At 44.8% G+C, this 12,510-nt stretch carries 10 protein-coding genes; 4 read left to right on the top strand and 6 right to left on the bottom strand.

The features are described 5' to 3' along the window. Nucleotides 1-39: 39 nt before the first annotated feature. From HOP38_RS12990 to tsaA, 3 genes are all read right to left on the bottom strand, one after another. On the bottom strand, nucleotides 40-726 hold the full coding sequence (locus tag HOP38_RS12990; RefSeq protein WP_198558199.1) for a tellurite resistance TerB family protein: 687 nt from the start codon (nucleotides 724-726) through the stop codon (nucleotides 40-42). Between the two features lie 147 nt (nucleotides 727-873). Next, nucleotides 874-2,589: a proline--tRNA ligase gene (locus HOP38_RS12985; RefSeq protein WP_006072485.1), complete on the bottom strand. Its 1,716-nt coding sequence runs from the start codon at nucleotides 2,587-2,589 to the stop codon at nucleotides 874-876. 90 nt (nucleotides 2,590-2,679) lie between these two features. Then, nucleotides 2,680-3,378 carry a tRNA (N6-threonylcarbamoyladenosine(37)-N6)-methyltransferase TrmO gene (gene tsaA, locus HOP38_RS12980; protein ID WP_198558198.1) on the bottom strand — a complete coding sequence of 233 codons (699 nt, stop codon included), beginning with the start codon at nucleotides 3,376-3,378 and terminating at the stop codon, nucleotides 2,680-2,682. Between the two features lie 348 nt (nucleotides 3,379-3,726). On the opposite strand from tsaA, the gene HOP38_RS12975 reads away from it, so the two are divergent. Then, entirely contained in the window at nucleotides 3,727-5,313 is a 1,587-nt protein-coding gene (locus HOP38_RS12975) for an AbgT family transporter (protein ID WP_006072482.1), read from the top strand. Between the two features lie 45 nt (nucleotides 5,314-5,358). Here HOP38_RS12975 and HOP38_RS12970 read toward each other — a convergent pair whose 3' ends face one another. The 3 genes from HOP38_RS12970 to map form a co-directional block, all read right to left on the bottom strand. Then, entirely contained in the window at nucleotides 5,359-5,742 is a 384-nt protein-coding gene (locus HOP38_RS12970) for a DUF3461 family protein (RefSeq protein WP_006072480.1), read from the bottom strand. Between the two features lie 181 nt (nucleotides 5,743-5,923). Next, nucleotides 5,924-8,548 carry a bifunctional uridylyltransferase/uridylyl-removing protein GlnD gene (glnD, locus tag HOP38_RS12965; RefSeq protein WP_006072479.1) on the bottom strand — a complete coding sequence of 875 codons (2,625 nt, stop codon included), beginning with the start codon at nucleotides 8,546-8,548 and terminating at the stop codon, nucleotides 5,924-5,926. Nucleotides 8,549-8,658: 110 nt separating this feature from the next. Next, nucleotides 8,659-9,537 carry a type I methionyl aminopeptidase gene (gene map, locus HOP38_RS12960; protein WP_062460750.1) on the bottom strand — a complete coding sequence of 293 codons (879 nt, stop codon included), beginning with the start codon at nucleotides 9,535-9,537 and terminating at the stop codon, nucleotides 8,659-8,661. A gap of 370 nt (nucleotides 9,538-9,907) precedes the next feature. Between map and rpsB the strand changes: the two genes are divergently transcribed. From rpsB to pyrH, 3 genes are all read left to right on the top strand, one after another. After that, nucleotides 9,908-10,639, top strand: coding sequence for a 30S ribosomal protein S2 (gene rpsB / locus HOP38_RS12955; protein WP_006072474.1), 732 nt, complete (start codon nucleotides 9,908-9,910; stop codon nucleotides 10,637-10,639). Nucleotides 10,640-10,768: 129 nt separating this feature from the next. Beyond that, nucleotides 10,769-11,611, top strand: coding sequence for a translation elongation factor Ts (tsf, locus tag HOP38_RS12950; RefSeq protein WP_038227908.1), 843 nt, complete (start codon nucleotides 10,769-10,771; stop codon nucleotides 11,609-11,611). Nucleotides 11,612-11,761: 150 nt separating this feature from the next. Next, nucleotides 11,762-12,493: a UMP kinase gene (gene pyrH, locus HOP38_RS12945; RefSeq protein ID WP_124940180.1), complete on the top strand. Its 732-nt coding sequence runs from the start codon at nucleotides 11,762-11,764 to the stop codon at nucleotides 12,491-12,493. The last annotated feature ends 17 nt before the right edge of the window (nucleotides 12,494-12,510 follow it).

Below are 12,510 nucleotides of genomic sequence, written 5' to 3'. Positions count from 1 at the left end.
GTACCTAAGGTCGGTTTAGGCCTTAGGTACTTTGTTACTTTATTGAGTGATTTGCGCATTCAGTTGTGCTACTAACCCCTCTTCTAAACCTAACTGGTTCGCCAGTTCTTTCAAATACGCTTTTTCCATAAAGTTTTGTTCATCCGCGACTAATAGGCTCGCTAAATAGATTTCAGTACCATGCTCGGGAGAGACGGCTAGCTTAGCAATTTCGCTTGGATCGAGGGGTTTTGCCATTTCAGTTTGAACAAGTCTATGCACTGATGGGTCTGCATCTAATCCTGTCAGAGCTTGTTCAATCTTCGCCATTTCTTGCTCATCAATATGACCATCTGCTTTAGCTGCGGCTATCATGGCTTTGAGTACCGATTCATCGTGCTGGTTAGTCTGAGTAAAATTAGCCGATGTTGATGAATGTGTAACTGTAGTAGCATCGGAGTTTCCTCCGTTGTTATTGCTGTAGTCGTTGTAAAGTTTATAGGCTAGAGCTCCAAGCGCTGCTGCACCGCCAACACCTAAGGCTTTCTTACCCATTTTCTTCGTTTTCTTAGAGCCCATTAACATGCCAAGAATACCGCCGCCTACAGCTCCTGCTCCTAACACTCCCAGAGTCTTTTTGTCACCAAGTGCGTTACTTAAACTGGATGAAGATTGGCTTGCTTTTTGAGTGGCCTGTTTTGCTAGATCTGAGTTGAGAGCTTGATTAAGAAGTGCTTTCAAGTCCATCTTGTTCTCCTGGTACTTACCGATATAGGTCATAGTAAAAGAGGGAAGATGAACAGAATATGAAGGTGATAAAAAAGGCCGCGTAAGCGGCCTTAAAGATAAAATTTAGCTCGTCTGGCGTAGAGGACCAGTCGCGATAACGCAGTATTACGCTAGCTGCGAAGTAACGTGCGCTACGATTTGTTCCATGGCAACTGGAGTCTTATCACCAGTGCGACGGTTCTTATACTCGAAGTTACCTTCGTCCATGCTGCGGTCGCCAATAACGATCGTATGAGGAATACCGATAAGTTCGATGTCAGAGAACATTACGCCTGGACGTTCTTTTCGGTCATCAAACAGAACTTCGATACCAGCAGCAGTTAGTTCAGCGTATAGCTTTTCTGCTGCTTCTTTAACGCGCTCAGATTTGTGCATGTTCATAGGAACTATAGCTACTTGGAATGGGGCAATCGCATCTGGCCAAATAATGCCGTATTTGTCATTGTTTTGCTCAATTGCAGAAGCAACTACACGAGAAACACCGATACCGTAGCAACCCATCTCTAGAATAGTATTTTTACCATCTGGACCAAGTACGCCACAGTTCATTTTCTCTGAGTAGTTTTTGCCAAGCTGGAAGATGTGACCAACTTCGATACCACGCTTGAGTTGGATAGTACCTTGACCACATGGGCTAGGGTCACCTTCAACAACATTACGTAGATCTTCAACTTTACCTAACTCTACATCGCGGCCCCAGTTGATGCCAAAGTAGTGTTTGTCATCAATGTTTGCGCCCGCACCGAAGTCACTCATTACTGCAACAGAGCGGTCTACGATAAATGGCAGTTCAAGGCCAACTGGACCAAGAGAACCAGGACCAGCACCAATAGCAGCGCGAATCTCTTCTTCAGTCGCCATTTCTAGTGGTGAAGCGATTTCAGCCAGTTTCTCTGCTTTGATCTCGTTAAGCTCGTGGTCACCACGAATGATCAATCCAACAAGTGGAGCATCAATCTCTTCAGAGGCTTTTACAAACAGTGTTTTGACGGTCTTTTCGATTGGTAGATCGAACTGTTCTACAAGCTCAGCAATAGTTTTTGCATTTGGTGTATCAACCAATGTCATCTCTTGAGTCGGTGCTGCTAGATCCATTGCTGGTGCTACTGCTTCCGCTTTTTCGATGTTAGCAGCGTAGTCAGATTCAGAAGAGAAGGCGATGAGATCTTCACCGCTCTCTGCCAATACATGGAATTCATGTGAACCGTTACCACCGATAGCGCCAGTGTCTGCTAGTACTGGACGGTAATCTAGACCCATGCGATCGAAGGCTTTGCAGTACGCCTCGTGCATCGCTTGGTAAGATTTTTCTAGACCTTCTTTGTCGATATCGAAGCTGTATGCATCCATCATCGAGAATTCACGTGCACGCATAACACCGAAACGAGGGCGACGCTCATCACGGAACTTAGTTTGAATCTGATATAGGTTCAGCGGAAGTTGCTTATAAGAGCTTACTTCGTTGCGAACAAGGCTAGTGATAACTTCTTCAGCCGTTGGGCTAAGAACAAACGGACGCGTGTGGCGATCAGTGAAGCGAAGTAGTTCCGCACCCATCTTTTCAGATCGGCCTGTTTCTTCCCATAGTTCAAACGGCTGCACTACGGGCATCAAAGTCTCAACTGCACCTGCATTATCGATCTCTTGGCGAACGATGTTTTCGACTTTACGCAGAACACGTAGACCCGTAGGTAGCCAAGTGTATAAACCTGAAGCTAGTTTACGAATCATACCTGCACGCAGCATTAGCTGGTGACTTACAACTTCTGCGTCGTTTGGTGTCTCCTTCAGAGTAGAAAGAAGATAGTTACTGGTACGCATTTATGGGTATCCGTTCATTATGTTAATAGAGAATTTGGGCAGAAGACCCAAATTGAGTTAAGCCGCTTATGATATCAGCCAATTCGCTTTCTACAAAGAGTCAATGGAAGTTACCAAGGCTAGTTGCGCGATTATTTTGAATTTTACGTTCCAATCGAAGAGTCTGACTCCGTATTCCTTATTATCAACCTTACTTTTTTTGTAAGCAGGTCGGGGATCTTGAGCGAGTACCTCTTTGATGACTTGCGTCTTATAGGCAACCTCCTTGTCCTTAGCTAGTTCCTCTAATGCAATGTCTGAAAACGCGACTTCTATCGATTCAGGTTCAGATTCCGCATAGCCACCGATGGCATCAGGGATTGAGTCTGAATAAGGGATATAAGGTTTGATATCGACGATTGGGGTGCCATCGACAAGATCAACACTGCCCACATCAATAAAGACTTGTGAACCTTGCTGACGAATACCTTTCAGTTCAACTGAAGACATCCCGATACCATTGGGACGAAATGTCGCGCGGCTGGCTAATACTCCGACTCGTTCATTGCCTCCTAATCGAGGCGGTCTCACTGTAGGTTTCCAGCCTGCGGCAAGGTTTTGGTCAAAGAGAAACAGCAACCAAAGGTGAGAAAACTGTTCAAGGCCGCGAACGGCTTCTAGACAATTGATGTCACCCTGCAACGCAATTGTTGCGGTGGCGCTCGAGACTAACCGAGGTTGTCTCGGTACAGCAAACTTCTCTTTGTAAGGAGAACGAATGATGCCAATTGGCTCCAATGAGTAAGTCACGAATTGAGTCCTAGTTCACATAAATCACAATCCATCATTTCAGAAGCGGAGTGTGTTTTCAATGATGATTTAGTTGAGCTTTTTTTATCCCTAATCGGTTGTCGATATTACAAAAAGGTAAATATGTCACGAGATTGTTATTTTTTGTTTTATATTTTTGTCATTATAAGTTGTTGTGTTTTTGCTAAATAACTGGATGTAAATTGCGCATTATTTACAATTAGCAACATTTTCGGCTTTTAATGTTGAGCTCCCTCACGTACCCTGCGGCTGCTTTTTTACAAAGTTGTCAGGAATCGACCATGGCTTTGTAAAGAATGCTAGGACAAATAAAAAAGGAGGGGACAGATGAGTTCATCTGCCACAATGAAACACAACAAGCCAAAAAAGCCTCTATTTACCCGTTTTCTTGACGCGGTAGAGTACTTGGGGAATCTATTACCCCACCCAATCACACTGTTTGCTATTTTCTGTGTTGCTATCTTAGTTATGTCAGGCATCGCCGGCTACTTTGACGTAGCGGTTGCCGATCCGCGCCCTGAAGGCGCTGCTGGTCGTGCAGCAGACGGCATGATTAAAGTAGTGAGCTTATTGAACGCAGAAGGCTTACAGCTAATCGTGACAAACTTAGTGAAAAACTTCACAGGTTTTGCGCCATTAGGAACCGTTCTTGTCGCTATGCTGGGTGTGGCAATTGCTGAACACTCTGGCATGCTATCTGCCGCAATGCGTGGTCTTGTTATGGGTGCTTCTCAGCGCATGGTAACAGTAACCGTTGTATTTGCAGGTATTATTTCTAACACTGCTTCAGAGCTTGGTTACGTCGTACTTATTCCATTGGCAGCGATGCTGTTCCACTCTCTAGGACGTCACCCTCTAGCAGGTCTTGCAGCAGCGTTTGCTGGTGTATCTGGTGGTTATTCAGCAAACCTCTTAATTGGTACTGTGGATCCACTACTATCAGGTATTACTGAAACTGCCGCTCAAATGATCGATCCAAACTACACCGTTGGCCCTGAGGTGAACTGGTACTTTATGTTTGTATCGACCTTCTTCATTGCGATTACAGGTGCCTTTGTTACCGAGAAAATCGTTGAGCCTAAACTGGGTAAATACAATGAAGAAGAAGCTGCAGAAGATCTTTCTAATGACAGCATGGGTTCACTGACTGCAGTAGAAAAGAAAGGCCTGAAAATGGCAGGTATTGCAGTACTGGTTGTAAGTGCAATCATTGCATCAACTGTTGTTCCTGAAAATGGCGTGCTTCGTACTGCTGATGGTCAGGTTGCAGGTTCTCCGTTCTTGAAGAGTATCGTAGCATTCATCTTTGTCTTCTTCGCGATTCCGGGCTTTGTCTACGGTAAAGTGACTGGCTCTATGAAGAATGACCGTGACGTGATCGATGCGATGTCGAAGTCTATGTCTTCGATGGGTATGTACATTGTATTGGTGTTCTTTGCTGCACAATTTGTTGCTTTCTTTAAGTGGACGAACTTTGGTCAGGTATTTGCTGTAGCGGGTGCTGACTTCCTACAGACTATCGGTCTAACAGGTCCTGCTCTGTTTTTTGCATTTATCCTAATGTGTGGCTTTATCAACCTAATGATTGGTTCAGCGTCTGCACAGTGGGCAGTAACAGCACCTATCTTTGTTCCAATGCTTATGTTGGTTGGTTATGCTCCTGAAACCATTCAGGCGGCATACCGTATTGGTGATTCAACCACCAACATCATCACACCTATGATGAGCTACTTTGGACTGATTCTGGCAGTGGCAACACGCTATATGAAGAATCTAGGTATTGGTACACTAATCGCAACTATGTTGCCGTACTCTATCTGTTTCTTGGTTGGTTGGAGTTTACTGTTCTATATCTGGGTATTCCTACTAGGTCTACCAGTAGGTCCAGGCGCAGCAACGTTCTATACACCTTAATAGATAAGCCTATAAAAAATGCTCCCAATGGGAGCATTTTTTTAATTACTTTAACTTTTCTAAATCCGCTTCAATCTCGGCAATTTTGCTAGAAACGACTTTTTCTAAGTGGCGAAGATCGGTGAGGATTTTCTGCTTAACATCGACTTCGGCGACTTCTACAGGTTTGGTTAGTTTATTTAATTCATCAATAACAAGCGTGAGATTGCGGTTAATTTCGGTGACTTCTTTGTAATTGCCACTGCTGCTATTAACACGAACATTCTTTACTTGTCTTGGATACTTAAACTTAACGCTTTTGGCGAAGAGCTCGCCCTTTTGCTTATGAAAGTATATCTTCAACACATCCTTGTGCGCTTCTTGTCGTAGTGAGTAACGCTCAATTTGTTTAGGATCGTGAATGCCTAAACCTGTGAGGTTTGGATACATAAGTTACCTCTTATTGCAGTGTGTTTTCTCTACAACTGTAGCAGGCAATTAATGTGGTAGATAGCTGATAATTAGACAAATAAGAGAGAAATGTGGACGAGATCGCTTAAATGATGCGCAATTTTAATTTAGGTGACTGGCCACGACGGTGTGGCCAGTCATTACTACTGACAACTATTTATTAACTAGCAATTTGTTCTGAAATTGTGTCGTGCAGTTTTTGTTTTAGCTGGCTCTGTTCCTCTTCAGACAGTCTGCCACCCGTTGCGCTTGTTAAGATAAATAAGTCTTCTGCACGTTCGCCAATTGTGGTGATTTTCGCCGCATGTAGATTAACGCCAAGCTGGGCAAACGTCGCTCCCACTTTTGCTAGTAAGCCTGGGGCATCTAAAGCGACCAGTTCCATCAGCGTGCGCTTTTTCCCCTTAGTGGGTAAAAAGTCGACCTGAGTTTTTACATTGAAATGCTTTAGGTTTCTTGGTGCGCGACGCGTTTTCACGCGGGTAGGGCGTCCATCCTCCAAGACATGAACCAAATGTTTGATCACTGCGGAGTGTCGCTCTACATCAATGGCATCACCATGTTGATCAAGCACCATAAAGGTATCAAGGACGAAACCGTCCTTACTGGTCATGATCTGCGCGTCATGCACGTTAAAATTACGGCGATCGAGTTCTGCAACCACTGTGGCAAACAATGCAGGCTGATCTTGGCAATATACAAAGACTTCAGTGCCGCCACGTGTCGCATTCTTACTCATCAGCACTAGTGGCTTAGTAGGATCATCGGCATTAAGGATGTGTTCACTGTGCCAGGCAATCTGCTTGTGAGTGTGTCTTAGGAAATAGTCAGCCTTGAATCGTTGCCAAAGTACTTCGATCTCTCGAGCGTTAAAGCCTTGCTTACGTAGAAGCGCTGAAGAGAGTTGTTGATTGTGTCGAATACGGTCACGAACATCGACGGGATTCTCTAGGCCTCTTCTGAGTGCTCGCTGTGTGGAGTAAAAGAGCTCAGCAAGCAAGGTTCGCTTCCAACTGTTCCATAGTTCTGGGTTCGTGGCACAGATATCGGCAACAGTGAGGCAGACTAGATACTCAAGGTATTCTTCATCGCGAACTTTTTTAGCAAATTCGATAATCACATCTGGGTCGTAAATATCACGACGTTGAGCGGTAACCGACATTAAAAGGTGATTTTGAACTAACCAAGAGACCAGTTTGGCTTCTGGTTTAGACAAGCCGTGTTCCATACAGAAATCATACGCTTCGACAGCGCCGATCTCAGAGTGATCGCCCCCTCGACCTTTACCGATATCATGAAAAATGGCAGCGAGGATAAGCAGCTCTTTTTTCTGCATACGAGGATAGACCTCGCAGCAAATGGGGTGCTTGGAGTAGTTTTCCTCGATACTAAAGGTGTGAATATGATTCAGCAGGCGGACACTGTGTTCGTCAACGGTGTAGACATGAAACAGGTCAAATTGCATTTGTCCAACGATCTGACTCCACTGAGGCAGGTAGGCTGATAAAACCCCTAGCTTGTGCATCAAGCGGAATGCTCGGTGCAGCGCGTTAGGATGGCGAACTAGATCCATAAACTTCTCTCTAGCTGCCGGAATGGTGTGCAAAAACTTGTTTAATCGACGTCGAGCAGTACGTAATTGACGCAATGTTGCTGGGCTGACGCCTTCAATACTCGAGTCATTAGCGATATGAATAAACATATCTAAGATGGTTTCTGGTCTAGCTTGAAATAGCGCTGGCTTTCTTGCTTCTATGAGTTTGCCTCTACGTTGGAAATCATCGTTAATGATGATGGCGTCTTGAATCTTGCCTTTATTGACGATGGCTTGATCAAACAGTTTCAGCAACATCTTATTCAGTTCAGCGACACGTCGTAGTGTTCGATAGAATTCTTTCATCATCATTTCGACCGCTACGTTGCCTTCACCGACAAAACCTAAGTTCTCGGCCACTTGAGCTTGATGAGCGAAGGTTAGCCGATTGTCGTAGCGTCGTAGTTCTATGTGTAGTGCAAAGCGTACGCGCCAGAGAAAGTTCTGGCACTCGACGAGTTCTCGGTACTCTGCATCGGTGAGGAAACCAAATCGGCTCATCTCGTACAAGGAAGTAGCGCCAAAGTGGCTGCGCGCTACCCAACTTAGAGTATGGATATCACGCAATCCGCCCGGTGTTGATTTAATATCGGGCTCTAGATTGTAGGTGGTGTCGTGGTACTTGGCGTGACGAGTGCGTTGTTCTTCGATTTTTGCGTGATAAAAGGTTTCTGAGGGCCAAAATTCTTCGGAATCAATCTGGCTCTTAAGTAAGGAAAAGGTGTCTTCGCTGCCACATAGCAAGCGTGCCTCTTGAAGATTGGTGGCGACGGTTAAGTCCGACTGGCCGATTTCTAGGCATTCTTGAACGGTTCTTACTGCGTGGCCGACTTCTAATCTCAGATCCCAAAGTAGGGTAATGAATTCACTAATGGTGCTTTCAAGGTTCGCTGGAAGCTTTTTGCGCGAGACCACCAGAATATCGATATCCGATAGCGGGTGCAGCTCACCGCGACCATATCCACCTACAGCCACTAACGCGAGGTTAGTTTGGTTAGCGAGACCAGTGAACTGCCATAACCGGTTAAGTAACTGGTCAATGTAATCTGAGCGACCTAGGACCAAATCGGTAATAGGGTGGTGATTTAAGAACTCCTGTTTCTGATGTTCAGAAAAGGTTTCTAATTGTGACTTTAACTCGCTGATCGTGAGTTGTTCGTCGCTTAGTGTGGTTGGGCTCTGAAAAGTCATGAGTGCGATCCGTGCAAGCAAAAAAGATTCTAACTACGGTTATACCAAAATGATTCAGATAAAAAAATATCCCCAGTGTTTGGGGATATTTTTGAATCGAAGCGGAATGGCTAGATATTGTTCATGTGACGAGGAATAGATTCGTCGCTACGTAAGGTCAATACTTCGCAACCTGTTTTGGTCACCACAATCGTATGTTCCCATTGCGCGGAGTTTTTGCCGTCGCCAGTGTAGACTGTCCAATCGTCTTCTGCGTCAATGCTGCAGCCAAATTTACCAGCATTGATCATTGGTTCAATAGTGAACACCATACCTTCTTTTAGTACACGGCGGTCGTTGTTTTTGTAGTGAACCACTTGTGGCTCCTCATGGAACTCAGAACCGATACCGTGGCCACAAAAATCCTTCACGATAGAGAACTTATTACGTGGGTTGTTCTTGTTATTCGTTTTAATGAATTTTTCAATCTCAGTACCGATAGCACCAACTGTGGAACCTGGTTTGACGGTCTTCATGCCCAGATACAGTGCTTCTTGAGCAACCATACATAGGCGCTTATCAGCAGGTGAAACATCACCGACTAAAAACATTTTTGATGTATCGCCGTGATAACCTTCTGGACGAGTGTCTAGTGAGGCATTTTCATCGTTAGGAATAATAACTGTCACGTCCACGTTGACGATATCGCCATTTTTTAGAACAGCCGGTTTTAGTTTACCTGTAGTACCCATTGCGTCTTGTTCTGCTGGGATACCGTGACAAACAATGTGGTTGATCGATGTGCAGATTGATTTTGGATAACCGTGATAATCAAGTGGGGCCGAGTAAGCGCCACGCTCACGAGTGTAATCCGCACAAATTCTATCGAGCTCTTCCGTCGTGACCCCTTCTTTCACGTGAGGTTCGATCATTTCTAAAAGCTCTGCTGCAAGCTTACCTGCGATACGCATTCTTTCGATTTCAGCTTCAGTTTTGATTTTGATAGACATCTGTGTTCTCTGCTTTCTAAATTGACGGGTTATTCTATCAGTGGCGAGATTAAGCGCAACAAGAATAAAACTCGTTTGTAGTTATGTACGTGATTCATTTTAGTTGGGTTTAGTTAAAAACTCACTGCTGTGATGATTGTACTTTGTACATTTATTGCGATTTTTGTAGAAATCAGTGGCCAAATTATGGTATAAAGCGCGCCGGAAACAGGACTTAGTTTCTTCGAATCGGCGAGCTCGGTTTTGTTCCCATTAACTTTAATTTAAATCACACACATTTCGTCACATGTTCCGGGGTGCTTGAGTAATCATTCATACCAAGTCGGATTCATGGGAAATGTGGAGGCCTAACCCCATAGAGGAATTTAAAATGGCAACTGTATCAATGCGCGATATGCTAAAAGCTGGTGTTCACTTCGGTCACCAGACTCGTTACTGGAACCCAAAAATGAAGCCATTCATCTTTGGTGCTCGTAACCGCGTACATATCATCAACCTAGAAAAAACTGTACCAATGTTCAACGATGCACTAGCTGAACTAGCTAAAATCGGTGAGAAGAAAGGTAAAGTTCTTTTCGTTGGTACTAAGCGCGCTGCATCTGAAGCTGTTAAAGAAGCTGCAATCAACGCTGACCAGTTCTACGTGAACAACCGTTGGTTGGGCGGTATGCTAACGAACTACAAAACTGTTCGTCAGTCTATCAAGCGTCTAAAAGATTTCGAAGCACAAGCTCAAGACGGTACTTTCGAGAAACTAACTAAGAAAGAAGCTCTAATGCGCACTCGCGAAATGGAGAAGCTAGAGAAGTCTCTTGGTGGTATCAAGAACATGGGCGGTCTACCAGACGCTCTATTCGTAATCGACGCTGATCACGAGCACATCGCTGTTAAAGAAGCAAACAACCTAGGTATCCCAGTATTTGCTGTTGTTGATACTAACTCTAACCCAGACGGCGTTGACTACGTTATCCCAGGTAACGACGACGCAATCCGTGCAGTACAGCTTTATCTAAACGCTGCTGCAGACGCGGTTAAAGAAGGTCGTAACAAAGACGTTGCAGCTGTAGCTGACAAAGACGGTTTCGTAGAAGAAGCTGAATAATAGCGGCTCGAAGTCACACTTAGTTTCGTAGACATCTAGTCTTCATATAAACTGAGTTATAGTTAGCATCAGGGGCCGAATGAGAGCCCCTGATTTTTACCCTAATCAGAATCAACTGAGGAATAGAGAATGGCTGTTACTGCTGCTCTAGTTAAAGAACTGCGCGACCGCACTGGCGCAGGCATGATGGAATGTAAGAAAGCGCTTGTTGAAACTAACGGCGACATCGAACTAGCAATTGAAAACATGCGTAAGTCTGGCGCTGCTAAAGCTGCTAAAAAAGCAGGTAACATCGCTGCTGAAGGCGCGATCATCATTAAAGAAGAGAACGGCGTTGCTGCTCTTCTTGAAGTTAACTGCCAAACTGACTTCGTTGCTAAAGATGCAAACTTCACAGCATTTGCTGAGAAAGTAGCTGACGAAGCTCTAGCAACTAAAGCAACTGCTGAAGAGCTAGTAGCTAAGTTCGAAGACGAGCGTGTTACTCTTGTTGCTAAGATCGGTGAAAACATCAACATCCGTCGCGTACAGTACGTTGAAGGCGCTGCTATCGCTACTTACCGTCACGGTGAGAAGATCGGTGTTGTTGTTGCTGGTGAAGGCGACGCAGAAACTCTTAAGCACGTTGCTATGCACGTTGCTGCTTCTCGTCCAGAGTTCGTTAACCCAGAAGACGTACCTGCAGACGTAGTAGAAAAAGAGAAAGCTGTTCAAGTTGAAATCGCTATGAACGAAGGCAAGCCTGCTGAGATCGCTGAGAAGATGGTTGTTGGCCGCATGAAGAAATTCACTGGCGAAATCTCTCTAACTGGTCAAGCGTTCGTAATGGAGCCAAAGAAAACTGTTGGCGAAATCCTTAAAGAGCGTGGCGCATCAGTAGCTACTTTTGTACGTCTAGAAGTTGGTGAAGGCATCGACAAGGGCGAGCAAATGAGCTTCGCTGACGAAGTAGCAGCAGCTCAGAAAGGTTAATCCTTGATGATTTGTTGATGAAAAGACCGTGGCCTTGGCTACGGTCTTTTTACGACTAGGCTATCTGTCATTTTTTAGCCGTCATGAGTTGAGTCTATACTAGTCTCAAGCCATGACCGTTAATCGATAACTCTTTGGAAGGTATACTTCATGACAACGAACCCTAAACCAGCTTATCAACGTATTCTGTTAAAACTTAGTGGTGAAGCGCTACAAGGCGAGGAAGGCTTTGGTATCGATCCAAAAATCCTTGACCGTATGGCACAAGAGGTTAAAGAACTGGTTGAACTGGGTGTTCAAGTTGGTGTGGTCATTGGTGGTGGTAACTTGTTCCGTGGTGCAGGCCTTGCTGAAGCAGGTATGAACCGTGTAGTTGGTGATCACATGGGTATGTTAGCAACGGTTATGAATGGCCTAGCTATGCGTGATGCTCTTCACCGTGCGTATGTGAACGCTCGTGTTATGTCTGCTATCCCTCTTAAAGGTGTTTGTGACGATTACAACTGGGCTGATGCTATTCGCGAATTACGTCAAGGTCGCGTCGTAATTTTCTCTGCAGGTACTGGTAACCCATTCTTCACAACTGACTCTGCTGCGTGTCTTCGTGGTATCGAAATCGAAGCTGATGTTGTGCTTAAAGCAACAAAAGTAGATGGTGTTTTCACAGCTGATCCAGTGGCTAACCCTGATGCAGTTTTATGTGATAAGCTTTCTTACAGCGCAGTTCTAGACAAAGAGCTGAAAGTAATGGACTTGGCGGCATTCACATTGGCTCGTGACCATAAGATGCCAATCCGCGTATTCAACATGAATAAGCCAGGTGCATTGCGTCGTGTTGTGATGGGTGAAGCAGAAGGCACACTTATCAGCGACGCAGAATAAGAGTACACTCTTAACCA

Origin of the sequence: Vibrio mediterranei, assembly GCF_013364395.1 — a bacterium.
Taxonomy (GTDB): Bacteria; Pseudomonadota; Gammaproteobacteria; order Enterobacterales; family Vibrionaceae; genus Vibrio; species Vibrio mediterranei.
The sequence above is the reverse complement of the archived record's forward strand: the minus strand, read 5'-3'. Positions and strand labels throughout refer to the sequence as shown.

Excerpts from the sequence above, each read along its gene's own strand:
- HOP38_RS12990 (WP_198558199.1), bottom strand. The coding sequence starts at position 726 with ATGGACTTGAAAGCACTTCTTAATCAAGCTCTCAACTCAGATCTAGCA.
- HOP38_RS12985 (WP_006072485.1), bottom strand. The coding sequence starts at position 2,589 with ATGCGTACCAGTAACTATCTTCTTTCTACTCTGAAGGAGACACCAAAC.
- HOP38_RS12975 (WP_006072482.1), top strand. The coding sequence starts at position 3,727 with ATGAGTTCATCTGCCACAATGAAACACAACAAGCCAAAAAAGCCTCTA.
- HOP38_RS12970 (WP_006072480.1), bottom strand. The coding sequence starts at position 5,742 with ATGTATCCAAACCTCACAGGTTTAGGCATTCACGATCCTAAACAAATT.
- glnD (WP_006072479.1), bottom strand. The coding sequence starts at position 8,548 with ATGACTTTTCAGAGCCCAACCACACTAAGCGACGAACAACTCACGATC.
- map (WP_062460750.1), bottom strand. The coding sequence starts at position 9,537 with ATGTCTATCAAAATCAAAACTGAAGCTGAAATCGAAAGAATGCGTATC.
- rpsB (WP_006072474.1), top strand. The coding sequence starts at position 9,908 with ATGGCAACTGTATCAATGCGCGATATGCTAAAAGCTGGTGTTCACTTC.
- tsf (WP_038227908.1), top strand. The coding sequence starts at position 10,769 with ATGGCTGTTACTGCTGCTCTAGTTAAAGAACTGCGCGACCGCACTGGC.
- pyrH (WP_124940180.1), top strand. The coding sequence starts at position 11,762 with ATGACAACGAACCCTAAACCAGCTTATCAACGTATTCTGTTAAAACTT.